19 protein-coding genes are annotated in these 16,330 nt (G+C 71.0%); 9 read left to right on the top strand and 10 right to left on the bottom strand.

The features are described from left to right. Positions 1–3: 3 nt before the first annotated feature. The 3 genes from miv_RS10800 to miv_RS10790 all read left to right on the top strand — a co-directional run bounded on the left by miv_RS10800 (position 4) and on the right by miv_RS10790 (position 1,677). Positions 4–519, top strand: a complete 516-nt coding sequence (locus tag miv_RS10800; RefSeq protein WP_244748943.1) for a c-type cytochrome — start codon at positions 4–6, stop codon at positions 517–519. Next, positions 497–1,123, top strand: a complete 627-nt coding sequence (locus miv_RS10795; protein WP_207182697.1) for a hypothetical protein — start codon at positions 497–499, stop codon at positions 1,121–1,123. Before miv_RS10800 ends, miv_RS10795 begins: the two co-directional genes overlap by 23 nt. 146 nt (positions 1,124–1,269) lie before the next feature. Continuing rightward, on the top strand, positions 1,270–1,677 hold the full coding sequence (locus miv_RS10790) for a hypothetical protein (protein WP_207182695.1): 408 nt from the start codon (positions 1,270–1,272) through the stop codon (positions 1,675–1,677). 5 nt (positions 1,678–1,682) lie between these two features. Here miv_RS10790 and sfsA read toward each other — a convergent pair whose 3' ends face one another. Then, entirely contained in the window at positions 1,683–2,390 is a 708-nt protein-coding gene (gene sfsA / locus miv_RS10785; RefSeq protein WP_207182693.1) for a DNA/RNA nuclease SfsA, read from the bottom strand. Between the two features lie 159 nt (positions 2,391–2,549). On the opposite strand from sfsA, the gene miv_RS10780 reads away from it, so the two are divergent. From miv_RS10780 to miv_RS10765, 4 genes are all read left to right on the top strand, one after another. After that, the gene (locus miv_RS10780; RefSeq protein WP_048428107.1) at positions 2,550–3,302 is read left to right on the top strand and encodes a competence/damage-inducible protein A; all 753 of its coding nucleotides are present in this window, start codon (positions 2,550–2,552) and stop codon (positions 3,300–3,302) included. A gap of 8 nt (positions 3,303–3,310) precedes the next feature. After that, positions 3,311–3,817: a xanthine phosphoribosyltransferase gene (gpt, locus tag miv_RS10775; protein WP_048428071.1), complete on the top strand. Its 507-nt coding sequence runs from the start codon at positions 3,311–3,313 to the stop codon at positions 3,815–3,817. A gap of 176 nt (positions 3,818–3,993) precedes the next feature. Continuing rightward, positions 3,994–4,632: a transglutaminase-like cysteine peptidase gene (locus tag miv_RS10770; protein ID WP_048428072.1), complete on the top strand. Its 639-nt coding sequence runs from the start codon at positions 3,994–3,996 to the stop codon at positions 4,630–4,632. A 149-nt stretch (positions 4,633–4,781) separates the two neighbouring features. Then, on the top strand, positions 4,782–5,486 hold the full coding sequence (locus tag miv_RS10765; RefSeq protein WP_048428073.1) for a transglutaminase-like cysteine peptidase: 705 nt from the start codon (positions 4,782–4,784) through the stop codon (positions 5,484–5,486). A gap of 21 nt (positions 5,487–5,507) precedes the next feature. Here miv_RS10765 and miv_RS10760 read toward each other — a convergent pair whose 3' ends face one another. Together miv_RS10760 and miv_RS10755 are read right to left on the bottom strand one after the other, a co-directional pair. Further along, positions 5,508–6,248, bottom strand: coding sequence for a tetratricopeptide repeat protein (locus miv_RS10760; RefSeq protein ID WP_207182691.1), 741 nt, complete (start codon positions 6,246–6,248; stop codon positions 5,508–5,510). Positions 6,249–6,347: 99 nt separating this feature from the next. Continuing rightward, positions 6,348–6,677 (bottom strand): DUF6949 family protein, encoded by a 330-nt coding sequence (locus miv_RS10755; RefSeq protein WP_048428075.1) that lies wholly within the window; start codon positions 6,675–6,677, stop codon positions 6,348–6,350. 252 nt (positions 6,678–6,929) lie between these two features. Between miv_RS10755 and miv_RS10750 the strand changes: the two genes are divergently transcribed. Continuing rightward, positions 6,930–7,652: a hypothetical protein gene (locus miv_RS10750; protein WP_244496345.1), complete on the top strand. Its 723-nt coding sequence runs from the start codon at positions 6,930–6,932 to the stop codon at positions 7,650–7,652. 62 nt (positions 7,653–7,714) lie between these two features. Here miv_RS10750 and miv_RS10745 read toward each other — a convergent pair whose 3' ends face one another. From miv_RS10745 to miv_RS10730, 4 genes are all read right to left on the bottom strand, one after another. Continuing rightward, positions 7,715–7,912 carry a DUF3126 family protein gene (locus miv_RS10745; protein ID WP_210344710.1) on the bottom strand — a complete coding sequence of 66 codons (198 nt, stop codon included), beginning with the start codon at positions 7,910–7,912 and terminating at the stop codon, positions 7,715–7,717. A 233-nt stretch (positions 7,913–8,145) separates the two neighbouring features. Further along, the gene (cysE, locus tag miv_RS10740; protein WP_048428077.1) at positions 8,146–8,979 is read right to left on the bottom strand and encodes a serine O-acetyltransferase; all 834 of its coding nucleotides are present in this window, start codon (positions 8,977–8,979) and stop codon (positions 8,146–8,148) included. A 133-nt stretch (positions 8,980–9,112) separates the two neighbouring features. Next, entirely contained in the window at positions 9,113–9,847 is a 735-nt protein-coding gene (locus tag miv_RS10735) for a response regulator (RefSeq protein WP_089504138.1), read from the bottom strand. Positions 9,848–10,034: 187 nt separating this feature from the next. Further along, complete coding sequence (locus miv_RS10730) at positions 10,035–10,262, bottom strand: hypothetical protein (RefSeq protein WP_207182689.1); 228 nt, start codon at positions 10,260–10,262, stop codon at positions 10,035–10,037. A 271-nt stretch (positions 10,263–10,533) separates the two neighbouring features. Here miv_RS10730 and miv_RS10725 point away from each other — a divergent pair, with 271 nt between their 5' ends. Then, positions 10,534–12,282, top strand: coding sequence for an ATP-binding response regulator (locus miv_RS10725; protein ID WP_207182688.1), 1,749 nt, complete (start codon positions 10,534–10,536; stop codon positions 12,280–12,282). A 74-nt stretch (positions 12,283–12,356) separates the two neighbouring features. On the opposite strand, the gene miv_RS10720 is transcribed toward miv_RS10725, so the two are convergent. Genes miv_RS10720 through fdhF form a run of 3 tightly spaced genes read right to left on the bottom strand, consistent with a single transcriptional unit; the run spans position 12,357 to position 16,327 of the window. Beyond that, positions 12,357–12,647 carry a formate dehydrogenase subunit delta gene (locus miv_RS10720; protein ID WP_207182686.1) on the bottom strand — a complete coding sequence of 97 codons (291 nt, stop codon included), beginning with the start codon at positions 12,645–12,647 and terminating at the stop codon, positions 12,357–12,359. A gap of 10 nt (positions 12,648–12,657) precedes the next feature. Continuing rightward, positions 12,658–13,479, bottom strand: a complete 822-nt coding sequence (gene fdhD, locus miv_RS10715; RefSeq protein ID WP_244748942.1) for a formate dehydrogenase accessory sulfurtransferase FdhD — start codon at positions 13,477–13,479, stop codon at positions 12,658–12,660. Continuing rightward, positions 13,466–16,327, bottom strand: coding sequence for a formate dehydrogenase subunit alpha (gene fdhF, locus miv_RS10710; RefSeq protein WP_207182684.1), 2,862 nt, complete (start codon positions 16,325–16,327; stop codon positions 13,466–13,468). Before fdhF ends, fdhD begins: the two co-directional genes overlap by 14 nt. Positions 16,328–16,330: the final 3 nt, after the last annotated feature.

The raw sequence follows: 16,330 nt of genomic DNA, 5'->3' as shown, positions 1-16,330 counted from the left end.
CGGATGCGGAAATCGATGCTGCCGGTGGTGCTCGCCGGCCTCGCGCTCGCCTCTCCGGCCTGGGCGCAGGGCGCCCGGACCGCCGCGGGCGAGGGCGATCTCGCGGTGTTCAAGAAGGCCTGCTCGGGTTGCCACAAATGGCATGGCGGCGGTGGCGGCGGCTATGGCGGCGACGCGCTGTCGCTGCGCAAGACGCAGCTCGACAAGGACCAGGTCGCCGAGGTGGTGCGCTGCGGCCGGCCCGGGACCGGCATGCCCTACCACCTGCGCGGCGCCTACGATTCGGTGAAGTGCTACGACTCGCTCAAGGCCGACATGGCCGGCAACATGCCGCCGGAGACGGCGGTTTTCTTACGCCCGGCGGAGATCGACGCGGTGGCGACCTACGTCGCGACCCAGCTCAAGGGCAAGGGCGATCCGACCTTCGAGGAATGCACCGCCTTCTTCGGCACCACCTCCCGGGCCTGCGACGTCTACCGCAAGAAGGAGGGCTCCGATGCGCCGACCGTCTCGCACTGACCTGGCAATCCTCGCCGCCCTCTTCTGCGCCGGCCCGGCCCTGGCCGCCGGCCCGGAGGCGGCGGACCTGCGCGACATCAGGGTCGGGATGCCGGTCTCGGAGATCGCATCCGGGAGCTACGGCGACCTCGCCTGCCGCGAGGGTCCGGCCAGGAGCCTTAATGGCTGGACCGATTGGCGCGCCTGCCCGGCCGATGCGAAGGGGCTGCACGCCATCGGCTTCGCGTATGCCGACGGCACCACGCGCAACGGCACCCGCGTCGCCGGCCATCCGGCCCGCCTCACGCTCCTCGTCGGGGACGACGCCCGGGTGGACGGTCTGGTGATCGAGACCGACGACGCGGTGCCGCTCTACCTGCGCAAGAAGGGCCACCTCCTCGGTCTCCAGGCCCGCAGCCACTGGGGCGACGACGGCTGGACCTGCGCCGAGGGCAAGCCCACCGGCGACGAGACGCCGCTCGGCGAGACCTTCGTCAAGGAGGAGTGCCGCAAGGCGCTCGGCCCCAAGAGCGTGACGGTCACCCGCGACCTCTACGGCCACCAGGGCGCCGACCCGCGCGCCTTCATCAGCCGAACCCGGATCGTGGTGGCGGCGACGAAGTAGAGCGGGCGGGAGCCGGTCCTCCCGCCCCGAAACCTGACGGTTCGACAACACCCGCTTCAGCCCTGGTTCAACGCCACGGCGCGACAGTGGCGACATGCCGGCGGTGACCACCGCCCGAGCGTTGCCCCGCTGAAGAGTCGCCCGCCATGTCCGCGCGCTCCCTGATTCTCGCTACCCTGGCGCTCCTCGCCCTCGCGGGCCCGGTCGCCGCGGCCGATCTCGACGACGATCCGCCGCCGCGCTTCGAAGGCCGGGGCGAGTGGCGCCCGACCCCGCCGCCGCCTCCCGAGCCGCCCCGCTTCGAGAGCCGAGGCGAGTGGCGCCCGGCGCCCCCTCCTCCGCCGCGCTTCGCGCAGGGGCCGGGACCGTGCCGGGTCTTCGTCAAGCGCCGCATCGATCCGGATGGCGAGGAGGTCGTGCGCCGGATCCGGGTCTGCGACGAAGGCCCCGGATACCGGGAGGGCGGCTATCGCGACGGCTCGCGCTGGGGCGGCCCGCCGCCCTGGCACCGCCACCGGCACTGGGACGACGAGCCCGGCCCCGGACGCTGGTAGACCGTTCACCCGACGATCGGGATCTCGTTCCCGATCGTCACCTCGCTGCGATCGATCCGGCACGTGAAGGCGTGCGCGCCCACCCCGGCGTCCCGGGCGCGCCGGAACGCGGCGGCGAAGCCGGGATCGAGGTCGCCGGCCACCGCGAAGCGCTCGGCCCGCATCTGCACCACCCAGATCACCAGGGCGCGCCCGCCGAGCCGCACCACCTCGGCGAGCTCGTCCATGTGGCGGGCGCTGCGGGCGGCGACGCAGTCCGGGAACTCGGCGAGGCCGGGCTCCCGCATCAGGTGGCAGTTCTTGACCTCGACGTGGATCGGGCCGTCCGCGTCGCCGGCGAGGAAGTCGACCCGGCTCGCCTTGCCGTAGGGCACCTCCGCCCGCCAGGAGGTCGCGCCGGCGAGCGGCGGGAGGCGCCCCTCGTGAAAAGCCTCCGCCACCAGGGCATTCGGGCGGGCGGTGTTGATGCCGATCCATTGCGGTCCGCCCGGCAGGTCCGCCTCGACCAGCTCCCACGACCAGGCGAGCTTGCGGGCCGGGTTGGTCGAGGCCGAGAGCAGCACCGGCCGGCCGGGCGCGACGAGCCCGAGCATCGCACCCGGATTGGCGCAATGCGCGGTCACGAGGCGGCCGTCGGACAGTTCGACGTCGGCGAGGAAGCGCTTGTAGCGGCGCACCAGCCGCCCCTCGGTCAGCGGGCCGGGGAAACGCATCGGATCGCGTGCATGGGCGAGGAGATTCCGGTGGACATGCCCGGCGCTTAACCCGGTGGGCGCCGGGGTGTCACGCTTGAGCCCCGCGAGGCGCCGCGATAAGGCGGGCGTAACCCTGTGGCCGTCGCCGGGCGGCGGGCCGTCGAGAGAGCCTCCGAGATGTCTGACGCCAGCCCCGCCCCGGTCACCGCCGCCATCCTGGTGATCGGCGACGAGATCCTGTCCGGACGCACCAAGGACAAGAATATCGGCTACATCGCCGAGTACCTGACCAATTCCGGCATCGACCTGCGCGAGGTGCGGGTGGTGCCCGACGTTGCCGAGGAGATCGTGGCGGCGGTGAACGCGCTTCGCGGCCGCTACACCTACCTGTTCACGACCGGTGGGATCGGCCCGACCCACGACGACATCACGGCCGATTGCGTCGCGCAGGCCGTCGGCGTCGGGATCGACGTCGATCCGCGGGCGAAGGCGATGCTGCTCGAGCGGATCAAGCCCGAGGACCTGAACGAGGCCCGCCTGCGCATGGCCCGGATCCCGTTCGGGGCCGAGCTGATCGAGAACCCGATCTCGAAGGCGCCGGGCTTCATGATCGAGAACGTGATCGTGATGGCGGGCGTACCCTCGATCATGCAGGCGATGATGGATTCGGTCGCCCCGCGGCTGAAGACCGGCGCGCGGGTGACCGCCGAGACGATCGAGGCCGGCAACCTGCCGGAGGGCGGCTACGCCGAGGGGCTCGCCGTCATCGCCAAGGCGCATCCGGGCGTCTCGATCGGCTCCTACCCGTCGATGACGCCTGCGGGCTTTCGCAACCAGATCGTGGTGCGCGGCCGCGAGCCCGAGGCGCTGGCCGCCGCGCGCACCGAGATCGAGGCGCTGCTGGCGCGCCTCCAAGCAGAGCGGACCTGAGAGACACAATGGCTGCCCCGAGCGACAAGGCGTTTCCCGTTTCCTGGGACCAGTTCCACCGCGATGCCCGGGCCCTGGCCTGGCGGCTTGCCGGCGCCGGCCCGTTCGAGGCCATCGTGTGCATCACCCGCGGCGGGCTGGTGCCGGCCGCGATCGTGGCGCGCGAGCTCGGCATCCGGCTCATCGAGACCGTGTGCGTGGCGAGCTACCACGACTACCAGGAGCAGGGATCGCTCCAGGTGCTCAAGGACGTGGCGCCGAGCATCCGCGCCATCGGCGACGGCTCGGGCCGCGGCGTGCTCGTCCTCGACGACCTGACCGACACCGGCAAGACTGCCCAGGTGGTCCGCGCCATGCTGCCGGACGCGCACTTCGCCACGGTCTACGCCAAGCCCGCCGGCCGGCCCCTGATCGACACCTTCGTGACGGAGGTGAGCCAGGACACCTGGATCTACTTCCCGTGGGACATGGGCCTGTCCTACCAGGCGCCGATCCAGCCGGGAACCTCCGGTTAAGCTCACCGACCGGTGAACGCGAATGTTCGCTTTCACCGGATCAGTTGAGCGGGGTCTTGGTCCTGTCGCCGCGCCGGTCTTTCCGGCGGCCGATTCGATAAAATTGCGCGGATCGATTTCAGCGCGGGCCAGCAGGTCGGGCGGCACTCTCCTTCCTAACGAAGGGGATGGCTCAGATGACCACGGGTTTCGGGCGCAACGTGAAGCGGGTTCTGGTCGGCGCGGCCCTCGTCGCGGCGGCCTCGTGCGGGGCCGCCTCGGCCCAGACCCTGGCCGCCCTGCCGGTGCCGAGCGTCGGCGCCCCCGAGCTCGGCCATGCCCGGCCGATCGTCGGCTGGATCGAGTTCTGCGCCCGCTACGCCTCGGAATGCGCCGTGGATGCGAGCGAGCCGGCGCAGGTCACCCTGACCCCGCGGCTGTGGCAGACGGTCACGACCGTCAACCGCCAGGTCAACACCTCGCTCCGCGCCGTCACCGACCAGGAGCACTGGGGCGTGCCCGACCGCTGGGACCTCGCCGAGGATGGCTCGGGCGATTGCGAGGACTTCCAGCTCCTCAAGCGCAAGCTCCTGGCCCAGGCCGGCCTGCCCCGCCGCGCCATGCGCATGACCGTCGTCATCGACGAGAAGGGCGAGGGCCACGCCGTCCTGATGCTTCGCACCGACCGCGGCGACTTCGTCCTCGACAACAAGACCAGCGCCGTGCTCCCCTGGCACAAGACCGGCTACACCTACATCAAGCGCGAATCTCAGGACGCCACCGCCTGGGTGTCCCTCGGCGGCGCCACCGCCCCGACCGTCACCGCCAACCGCTGAGCTGGCGAATCACCGAAAAAATTCTGCGTTCCGAATTGGAACCAAAGTGCGGCAGGACCGTTTACCAGGGTTTAAATTTTTCGGTTGAGCCCCGCCCGGCCCCGTGGCAGCTTGGATGCAAGAACCAAGCTCAACGAAGCGATGGGGCAATGCGGGCAGTGTTGGACGGCCTGGGCCGGGCGAGCCATGTCGATTTCCGGATCGACCGCCAGGGCCTCCTGATGCGCGGCGCCCGTGCGGCGCAGCTCGGACTTCTCGGTGCCCTGCTGCTCGTCGGCGGTGCCACCACCCAGGGTCAGACCCAGACCCTCGCGGCCCTGCCCGATGCCAGCGCGGCGATCGAGCGCGGCGGTTCCGCCAAGCCGGTCAGCGCCTGGAACGACTTCTGCAACCGCTATCCGGCGGAATGCGCCGTCGATCTCAAGGAGCCGACGACGCTGGCGATGACGCCGGCCCTATGGCGTACGCTCACCGCCGTGAACCGTCGGGTCAATGGCCGCATCCGCCCGATGATCGACCAGGACCATTGGGGCGTGGTCGACCGCTGGGATTTCCCCGACGACGGCATGGGCGATTGCGAGGATTACCAACTGCTCAAGCGCCGCATGCTGGTCGAGCGCGGCATCGCCCGCCGGGCCCTGCGCATGACCGTCGTCATCGACGAGATCGGCGAAGGCCACGCCGTTCTGATGGTCCGCACCGACCGGGGCGACTACATCCTCGACAACAAGACCAACGCGATCCTGCCCTGGCAGCGCACCGGCTACACCTACGTGAAGCGCGAGGGCCAGGACGGCCTCGCCTGGGTGGCGCTGAACGGCGTCGCCTCGCCGGTCACCACCGCGAATCGCTGACGGCCGGCTTCGACCACCCGGTCAGGCCCGGCGCAGAACCTCCTCGGCGAGGTGGCCCCACTCCGCCTGCAGCTTGCGGACGTGGGCCGGCGCCCGGCGCAGCCGCTCCCGAATCTCCCCGGCGATCCGGCGCGCCTCGTCGGGCCGGTCCGCGGCGGCGAGGACGGCCGCGAGCCGGGCCCGCGCCTCGTAGCTGTCGTGGTGCCGCGAGATCGTCTCGAAGGCGTCGCACGCCTCGGCGGTGCGGCCGACGGCCGCGAGCGCCCGGGCCCGGAGCAGCTCCGCGCGGGCGCTGCCGTAATCGGGTTCCCGTTGCTGGAGCGCTTCGAGAACCGCCAGCGCCTCGGTGGGCCGGCCCAGTTCGAGATCGGCCTCGGCCCGTCCGAGATGGAAGAGCGGCTCGTCGCCGTTCGGCCGGCGCAGGATCTCGTCGTACTGCTCCCTCGCCTCCTGCCACCGGCCGAGCACCGCGCATTCCTCGGCGAGGGCGGCCCGATTGGCGACCGTATCGACGTCGAGGAGCTGTTGGCGCAGGGCCCGGTAGGTCTTCTCGGGGTTCACCTGCCGGGCGATCCTGCGCCCCGCGACGCGGGCGCGTGGCGAGCCGAGCAGCTCCGGCAGGACCTCGATCAGCAGGTAGGCGATGCCGCCCAGCGGCGGCAGGAAGATCACGATCCAGCCCCAGGGAGAAAAGCGCCCGGTCCTGGCGGCATGGACCGCGAGACCGACGGTGAAGCACAGGGTGAGAAAGGCGATCGGCATCGTGCGCGTCCCGGAACCGCGAGATCACGAACGAAGTGGGACCTTGCTTCCCTTGGGTCAAGAATGGGACGTCGGCACACCGATGGGTCGGGCCCGGCGTCAGGCACCCGAGACGAGATGCGCGAGGTCGAGCACGACCCGGCCGGAGACCAGGCTCCAGCCGCAGGCGAGCATCGTCGCCAGCATCACGAACGGGATCGGGCGCCCTTCCACCCGCCGGCCCCGCACGGTGTTGCGCAGGATGATGAACGGGGCCCCGAAGGCCAGGAGCGGCAGGGAGGCTACCGCCACGAGGCCGCCCTTCGCCAGGAGCCCGAAGCTCGCCCGCCGCGCCGTCGCCCACTCGAAGGCGCTCGCCAGCAGGCCCGCGAAGGCAAGGCCGAGCACCAGCGTCTGGATGTTCTCGAGGGCAGAGGGCGAGAGGTTCATGGATCGTTAAATCCCCGGTGGCGTGGTTGTCCCACCCTGCGCCAGTCGCGATTTTCGGTTATGGTTAATATTGAGTTATCCACAGATCTCTTTGCGGCGTCCTAATGTGGGACTTGCGCCGGCATCGCGATCGTGGGGCGCGGAAATCGGGTGAGGCCCGATGCGGCGGTAAGCAGCGGTTAAGGACAGTGGCCGAACGTTCGCGAGAGCCCCGTCCGGGGGCATCGTTCGAACGAATCGGAGGCGGGCGCCATGGGGCCTGCACTGAGCGCCGCGACGGCGGGTCTGGATCGCGACGGCGCGCGGCCGGGCCGGGCGTTTCCGGAACGGCACGGCGCGCGTCACGCCGCTCCCCGCGCCCTCGTCCATCTCGACCGCCCCTTGATGCTCGGGGCCGTCCTCGGCCTGGCCGGCGCCCTCGCGCTCACCGGGCTCGCGGCGGCCTGGCTCGCGCGCCCGTCCAAGCCGGCCGGCCCGGTGGTCGTGGGCATGCTGGCGCCCCGGCCGGTAGTGCTGCCGGCGGCGTGGTTCGTGCGGCCGGGCGCCGGCGCCGAGACCGGGGGCGACCGCATCGACCTCGCCATTCCATGGAGCGATTTGACCGGCGGCGCCCTGCCCGGCCTGATGCGGGTGACCGCGACCCGCGCGCCGGAGACCGAGGCGCCGCTGAGCCCGGCCCGGCGCTACGCCCGCTTCCTCACCGCGGAAGCGCAGCCGCTGCCCGAGGGGCTGATGCGCCGGCGCTTCCGCGCCGGGACGCCGTTCGAGGGCGAGGATCTCTACCTCGCCGAGGGCGAGGGCGGCCGGTTCGCGGCGCGTTGCGCCACCGGCCCCAGCCCGGAGCCGGAGGCCGCCTGCCTCAGCGAGGTGCGGATCGGCGCGCTGAGCCTGCGCCTGCGCTTCGCGGCCGAACGGCTCCCGTCCTGGAGCGCCGGCCTCGCCGGGCTGGAGCGGCTGTTCGGCTCCGAGCCCTGACGGGCCCTGGACGGGGCCCGCGCGTCCAAGGACTACTCGTCCAAGAACTACTCGTCCGAAAACTACTCGTCCAAGTCGGTGTCGAGGATCGCCATCGAGAAGTTGAACGAGCGGTCGCCGTCCTCGTCGTCGACCGACAGGACCCCGACGAACTCCTCGCCGATATAGACCTCGGCCGAGTCCGTCTTCTTGGGACGGGCGACCAGACGGATGTTGTGGTTCGCGAAGGTCCGGCGAAGGTAGCCTTCGACCTTCGTCATCTCGGTCTTGTTCACGCTGGCCTCTTCAGGTGCTTGCAGTCGGCGTCCGCGCCCGGAGCGATCCGGCGCGGCTGCGTTCCGCCTTGATCGAGGATCCCGAAGCCGCGGGCCGGGCTCGGGACACGACAACGCCTCCTCCCCGCCGGGCGTGCCGCGGGGGCGGTGCAGGGGCGGTAGGCCCCCGCCTTGCCACGACGGGACCGGGCGGGCAAGGCGGCGCGGCGATGACCCGGTCAGATCCCGTCCATCAGGTGGATGAACTGGTCCATCGCGCGGGCCGGATCCGAGCAACCGGCCGAGCCGACGACGCGGGCGGGCACCCCCACCACGGTGGTGCAGGGCGGTACCGCCTGGAGCACGACCGAGCCCGCGGCGACCCGCGCGCAGGCGCCGACCTCGATATTGCCGAGGATCTTGGCACCGGCGCCGATCATCACGCCGTGGCGGATCTTCGGGTGCCGGTCGCCCCCCTGCTTGCCGGTGCCGCCGAGCGTCACGTCGTGCAGCATCGAGACCTCGTCCTCGATCACCGCGGTCGAGCCGACGACGAGGCCGGTGGCGTGGTCGAGGAAGATGCCGCGGCCGATCCGGGCTGCCGGGTGGATGTCGGTCTGGAAGACCTCGGAGGAGCGGCTCTGGAGGTAGAGCGCGAGGTCGCGCCGGCCGCGGGTCCAGAGCCAATGGCTCAGGCGGTGGGCCTGGATGGCGTGGAAACCCTTGAAGTACAGGACCGGCTCGATCGCCCGGCCGGCGGCCGGGTCGCGGTCGATCACCGCGCCGATATCGGCCCGGAAGGCCTGGCCGATGCCGGGATCGTCCGCCACCGCCTCGCCGAAGCTCTGGGCGATCAGGTCGGCGGTGAGCGCCGGGTGGCCGAGCCGCGAGGCGACCCGGTGCGCCACCGCCGATTCGAGGGTGGCGTGGTTCAGCACGCTGGCGAACAGGAACGAGGCGAGGCGCGGTTCGTCGCGCATCACCGTCTCGGCCTCCTGGCGCAACCGCCACCAGACCGGGTCGACGGTGCCGGCGACCGGATCGGCGGCGGTGATGGCGGGACTGGACGACAAGGGCCTTCTCCGAAGCTGCGGGGGCAGGGCGAACGAGTCTCGCGCCCGCCGCTCCGATGCGCGACGATCTTCTCTCCGATAGCCTGGAGAGGCCGGCCCGGTTCATCAAGCCCCTGCGACGCAGGCCCGCCCCTCAATCGCCGTCGGGACGGAAGACGTAGCCGAGGCCGCGCACGGTCCGGATGAAGCGCGGATGAGCCGGATCGGGCTCGACCTTCTTGCGGATCCGGTTGATCCGCACGTCGATCGCCCGGTCGAAGGCCTCCGGGTCGCGGGCATCCGCGAGGTCGAGCAGCCGCTCGCGAGTCAGCACCCGCCGGGGATTGTCGAGGAACGCCTTGAGCAGGGCGCATTCCGAGCGGGTCAGGATCTGCTCGGATCCGGTCTCGTCGCGCAGCCGCAGGGTCTCGGTGTCGACCGTCACCCGGCCGAAGCGCAGGCCGCTGGCGGGCCGGGGCGGCTCGGGAGGGGCCGTGCGCGCCTGCGCTGCCCGGCGCAGCACCGAGCGGATGCGGGCCACCAGCTCGCGCAATTCGCAGGGCTTGGGGAGGTAATCGTCGGCGCCGAGCTCGAGGCCGACCACCCGGTCGATCGGACTCGCGGTCGCGGTGAGCATGATGATGGGCACGCTCGACCGGCCCTTGAGGTCGCGCACGATCGAGAGACCGTCCTCCTCCGGCATGTTGAGGTCGAGGACGATCAGGTCCGGCGTCACCTCGTCGAGGCGCCGCCGCAACGCGCGGCCGCCGTCGCACAGGCTGACCTCGAAGCCGTGCATCCGCAGGTAGTCGCCCACCATCGCCCGGGCATCGGCCTCGTCGTCCACCACCACGACGTGGGAAACGGGGCCCGTCACGGCGCCACCCATCGACGGCGGGCCACCCCCTTCGCGCCGCGCCACTCCCTCATCCCGCGCCCCCGTGCCGGAGCGGCGCCGACAGGCGGGCGCCGCCCGCCGACAATGCCGTGCCGGGCGCCGTCCGTCCACGGACTGTGCGGCAACAGTCCGGAGGGGCAGTGAGGAGTGTCAATCCAAGAGGATCAGTCCAAAAAACTCAGTCCATGAGGGCGGCGAGCCGTCCGGCGATCCGGGCCCGGGCGGCGGGCGAAAGGGCGCCGGGCGCCTCGGCCTCGATCAGGGCGGCGATCTCGGCGCGGCTCGGGCCGCGGGAGCGCGACGCCTGCAGCAGGGTGTCGAGGGCGGCGAGATCGTTCCGCCAGGGCGCGTCGTCGGACAGTGGAACGGCGCGGGCGCCGGTTCGTCCCGGGACAACGTGAAGCATCGTCTGTCTCCCTCTTCCGCGGGCGGGACGCTTATCGACGCGCTCTGCTGCCCGGATACCGGTCCGTTCCGGATGGCCGAAGCGTCGCCCGTGCGATGTGCTCTCGCGCACAGGGCGGACCGCCGCGTACTCCGTCCGTCGCGGGTCCAGCGGCCGCGTCCCGTCCGGTGTGTCGACCGCGATCTTGCCGGGACACTCCGGCCCGGCCAGGATACCGGCCCGACGACTTGCGGACTGCCGCCGCTGTCGCGGACTGGTCTACGGACGGTCGATGAGCGACGACGACACCCTCTTCCTCCTGCCGGACGACGAACCCGGCGAGGATCTGCCCGCCGCGCCCTGGCCGGTGCTCCTGGTGGACGACGACCCGGCGGTGCACGAAGGCACCCGCTTCGCGCTGTCCGGCTACAGCCTCGACGGGGCGCGGCTCGATCTCGTCTCCGCCTATTCCGCGTCCGAGGCCCGGACCCTGCTGGCGTCCCGGCCCGGCATGGCGGTGATCCTGCTCGATGTGGTGATGGAGACGGACGATGCGGGCCTGCGGCTCGTCGACCACATCCGGCACGAACTGAAAGACGAGACCGTGCGCATCATCCTGCGCACCGGCCAGCCCGGCCAGGCGCCGGAGCGGCGCGTCATCGTCGATTACGACATCAACGACTACAAGGCGAAGACCGAACTCACCGCCGACAAGCTGTTCACCAGCCTGACCGCGGCCCTGCGGGCCTACCAGCAGCTCAAGCGCCTGGAGGAGACGCGGCGCGGGCTCGAGATCATCATCGACGCGGCCCCGATGCTGCTCGACTACAAGTCGATGCAGCGCCTGGCCGAGGGCGTTCTGACCCAGGTCGCCTCGCTGCTCAACGCGACCTGCGCCGGCATCCTGGTGCTGCGCGAGCAGGCCGGGCCGCAGGACGCGCTCAGCGTGCTCGCCGGTTCGGGCTGCTACCAACACCTCGTCGGGACGGATGCGGGGCGTCCCCTCGACGACGACGTGCGGGTGATCGTGGCCGGTGCCCTCGCGGAGCGGCGCCACACCTTCGGCGACCAGTGGTCGACGCTCTACGTCCACACCGCGAGCGGCAGCGAGATCGTCGCCCTGCTCAAGACCGACCGCCCGCTCTCGGAGACCGACCGCGCCCTGATCGGGCTGTTCACCTCGCGCCTCTCCGTCGCCTTCGACAACGTGATCCTCTACGAGCAATTGCAGCGGGCCAATGTCGGACTGGAGCAGCGCGTGGTGGAGCGCACCGGCGAATTGATGCGCGCCAACCGCCGTCTCGCCATGCAGCGCTCGGACCTGCGCCGGGCCAACCAGCTCAAGACCGAGATCCTGGGCACGGTCGCCCACGACCTGAAGAACCCGCTCGCCGTCATCCTGGGCCGGGCCGAGATGCTGCGCGACATGATCGAGGCGCAACCGCAGCCGATCGAGGCGATGCACGCCCAGATCGGGCATATCCGCGAGACGGCGCGCCGCCTCACCGGCATGATCGAGACCCTGATCGCCGATGCGATGAACGACGCCCACGACATCGCGGTGCGGCGCGAGCCGATCGACGTCGCGGCCCTCGCCCGGGAGGTGTCGCAGGCCAACGCGCCGCTGGCCGAGACCAAGGGGCAGAGCCTGCGCTCCGAGATCCCCGCCTCCCTGATGCTGCACGGCGATGCCGAGCGGCTGCGCGAGGCGATGGACAACCTGATCTCGAACGCCATCAAGTACTCGCCGCCCGGCGGCGAGATCACCGTCACGGTGGCCCGCGACGGAACCGAGACGGTCTACGCCGTGCGCGACCGCGGCCCCGGCCTGTCGCCGGAGGATCTCGGACGCCTGTTCGGCCGCTTCCAGCGCCTCTCGGCCAAGCCCACCGGCGGCGAGGGCTCGACGGGCCTCGGCCTCTCGATCGTCAAGCGCATCGCCGAGCTGCATGGCGGGCGGGCCACCGCCGAGATGCATGGGGAGGAGCCGGGATCGACCTTCGCGATCCGCCTACCGAACGGCGACGGCGAGGCGGTGTAAGCGGACTGCGTCGATCGACGGCCGAGGAGTCGTCGAGGTGGTAGTCGTCGAGCTGGTACCTGGCACGCGCCGCCCTACCCCGCGTCGCTCGCGCCCAGCCCCTGCTCGTGCGGATCCGTCACCGCGTCCGGGATCGGGCTGCGCGCCTTCGGGGTGACCTCCAGGGCAGTGAGCGCCAGCGGATCGAGGCCGTGGTCGCCGTCCGCGCAGTAGGCCACGAGCTGCTCGCGCATGCGCGGGGTCCAGAACGCCACGATGTGCTTGTGGATGCCCGCGACCGCCTCGTCGTCCGGATAGGAGCGGAAGAAGGCGGCGATCTGGTTCGCCATGCGGACGAGTTTTTCGGCGGGATCGGCGGCGCTCATCGGGAAACACTCACGCGTTGGTCAGGCGCTCGGGGGCGGTGAACAGGGTGACGGTGTCGTGGCGGGCGATCGCCGCCAGGGTGAGGCCGTGGAGCGCGGCGCGCTCGACGGCGAGCGAGGTCGGGGCGGAGATCGCCACCAGGATCGCGGCGCCGAAGCTCGCGGCCTTCTCGACCATCTCGAACGAGCACCGGCTGGTGATGACGAGGAAGCCCGCGGCCGGATCGGTGCCCGCCCGCAGGAGCGCGCCGATCAGCTTGTCGAGAGCGTTGTGGCGCCCGACATCCTCGCGCACCGCCAGGACGGCGCCGTCGCGGTCGGCCCAGGCGGCGGCATGGACCGCCCGGGTCTCGCGCCCGAGCACCTGGAGGTCATCGAGAGCCTGGAGCGCCCGTTCGACCGCGGACAGCCGGACCGTGACGCCGTCCGCCGCGCGCCGCTCGGCGCGGGGAATGTCCTTCAGGTCGTCAATGCCGCAGACGCCGCAGCCGGTGCGGCCCGACAGAGCCCGCTTGCGGGCGAGGTGCTCGCGCAGCCGCCCGGGGGCGAGATCGACGACGAGGCGAAGGCCCCCTTCGCCGTCCTCGACTGCGGCGCCCCGGATCTCGTCGGCTCGCGCCACGATGCCCTCGGTCAGGCTGAAGCCGTAGGCGAAGTCTTCCAGGTCGGCCGGCGTCGTCATCATGACGGCGTAGGGCACGTCGCCGTAGATCACGTTCACCGGCATCTCGACGGCGAGCGGGCGCATCCCGTCCCGCTCCTCGCCGCGCCCGTAGGCGACGACGCGGGTCGGGACGGTGGCGCTCGTCGCGACGCCGCTACTCGGCGGCATCGAGGGTTTGGGCGATGCGGGTGAGGGAGATGTCTTCCTCATAGAACCGGGCCTGCCAATCGGAGGGCCGGTTCGTACGCCGCACCTGCACCGCCGTCACCTTGTATTCCGGGCAGTTGGTGGCCCAGTCCGAATAGTCGGTGGTGATGACGTTGGCGCCCGTCTTGGCATGGTGGAAGGTGGTGTAGACCACCCCCGGCTGCATCCGCTCGGTGACCCGGGCCTTGAGGGCGATGTCGCCCGACCGGCTCTCGAGGCTGATGAGGTCGCCGTCGACGATGCCGCGGCTCTCGGCGTCGAAGGGATGGATCTCCAGCACGTCCTCCGGGTGCCACAGCGAGTTCGCGGTGCGCCGGGTCTGCGCCCCGACATTGTACTGCGACAGGATGCGGCCGGTGGTGAGGATGAGCGGGAACTTGCGCGTCGTGCGCTCGTCGGAAGCCACGAACTCGGTGAGCATGAACCGGCCGAGGCCGCGCACGAAGCGGTCGACATGCATCATCGGCGTGCCCTGCGGCGCCTTGTCGTTGCAGGGCCACTGGATCGAGCCGAGCTCCTCGAGCTTGGCGTAGGACACGCCGGCGAAGCTCGGGGTGAGCGACGCGATCTCGTCCATGATCTGCGACGGATGCGTATAGTCCATCTTGTAGCCGAGCGCGTTGGCGAGCAGCACCGTGCCCTCCCAGTCGCCGTAGCCGCCCATCGGCGCCATCACCTGGCGCACCCGGCTGATCCGCCGCTCCGCGTTGGTGAAGGTGCCGTCCTTCTCCAGGAACGAGGCGCCCGGCAGGAAGACGTGGGCGTATTTCGCCGTCTCGTTCAGGAACAGGTCCTGGACGACGATGCACTCCATCGCCCTGAGGCCGGCGGTGACGTGGTGCGTGTCGGGGTCGGACTGGGCGATGTCCTCGCCCTGGATGTAGAGGCCCTTGAACGTGCCGGCGACGGCCTCGTCCAGCATGTTGGTGATGCGCAGGCCCGGATTCGGCGAGAGCTGGGCGCCCCACAGCGCCTCGAAGGTCTCGCGGGTCGCGTCGTCCGAGACGTGGCGGTAGCCGGTGAGCTCGTGCGGGAACGAGCCCATGTCGCAGGAGCCCTGGACGTTGTTCTGGCCCCGCAGCGGGTTCACGCCGGCGCCCGGCTTGCCGATGTTGCCGGTGGCCATGGCGAGGTTCGCCATGCCCATCACCATGGTCGAGCCCTGGCTGTGCTCGGTGACGCCGAGCCCGTAATAGATCGCCGCGGCGCCGCCCTTGGCGTAGAGCCGGGCGGCGGCCCGCACCTCGGCCGGGTCGCAGCCGGTCAGCTCCTGCACCGCTTCCGGCGCGTGGCGCTCGTCGGCGATGAAGCGGGCCCAGATCTCGAAGTCCTTGAGGTCGCAGCGCTCGCGGACATAAGCCTCGTCGATCAGCCCCTCGGTGACGATGACATGGGCCAGCGCGTTGACGAGGGCGACGTTGGAGCCCGGCTTCACCGGCAGGTGATGGGTCGCCTTGATGTGGGGAGACTTGACGAGGTCGATCCGGCGCGGGTCGGCGACGATGAGCTTGGCGCCCTGGCGCAGGCGCTTCTTCATCCGCGAGCCGAAGACCGGGTGGCCGTCGGTCGGGTTGGCGCCGATCACCAGGATCACGTCGGCATCCTCGACCGACTTGAAGTCCTGGGTCCCGGCCGACGTGCCGAGCGTCGACATCAGGCCGTAGCCGGTCGGCGAGTGGCAGACCCGGGCGCAGGTATCGACGTTGTTGTTGCCGAAGCCCGCGCGGACCAGCTTCTGGACGAGGTAGGCCTCCTCGTTGGTGCAGCGCGACGAGGTGATGCCGCCGATCGAGTCACGCCCGTACTGGGCCTGGATCCGCTTGAACGCGGAGGCCGCGTGCTGGATCGCCTCCTCCCAGGACACCTCGCGCCAGGGATCGGTGATCTTGTCACGCACCATCGGCTTGGTGATGCGGTCCTGGTGGGTGGCGTAGCCGTAGGCGAAGCGGCCCTTGACGCAGGAATGGCCCTCGTTGGCCTTGCCGTCCTTGTAGGGCACCATGCGGACGATCCGGTCGCCCTGCATCTCGGCCTTGAAGGCGCAGCCGACGCCGCAATAGGCGCAGGTCGTGACCTTGGAATGCTCGGGCTGGCCCATCGCGATGACGGACTTCTCCTGGAGCGTCGCCGTCGGGCAGGCCTGCACGCAGGCGCCGCAGGACACGCATTCGGAGTTGAAGAAGTCGGTCGGCCCGGCCGCCACCCGCGAATCGAAGCCGCGACCGGCGATGGTCAGCGCGAAGGTGCCCTGCACCTCCTCGCAGGCGCGGACGCAGCGGTTGCAGACGATGCACTTCGACGGGTCGTAGGCGAAGTACGGGTTCGACTCGTCCTTCGGGAGATACAGCTCGGAATTCTTCGAGACGTGGTTGGCGCCGTCGTAGCCGTAGCGCACCTCGCGCAGGCCCACCGTGCCGGCCTGGGTCTGCAGCTCGCAATCGCCGTTCGCCGAGCAGGTCAGGCAGTCGAGCGGGTGGTCGGAGATGTAGAGCTCCATCACCCCCTTGCGCAGGCGCGCGAGCTTGTCGCTCTGGGTGTGCACCACCATGCCGTTCTCGGCCGGCGTCGTGCAGGAGGCCGGCGTGCCGCGCCGCCCGTCGATCTCGACGAGGCAGAGGCGGCAGGAGCCGAACGGCTCGAGGGAGTCGGTGGCGCAGAGCTTCGGGATCTGCGTCCCGGCATGCATCGCCGCCGCCATCACCGAGGTGCCGGCGGGCACGGTCACGGATTGGCCGTCGATCGTCAGCGTCACCGACTGGTCGGAGACGCGGATCGGGGTGCCGTAGTCGATTTCCTTGATGAGGGCCATCGG

This window comes from Methylobacterium indicum, from assembly GCF_017347565.1.
GTDB classification, from domain to species: Bacteria; Pseudomonadota; Alphaproteobacteria; order Rhizobiales; family Beijerinckiaceae; genus Methylobacterium; species Methylobacterium indicum.
This window is presented reverse-complemented; position numbering and strand designations above follow the sequence as displayed.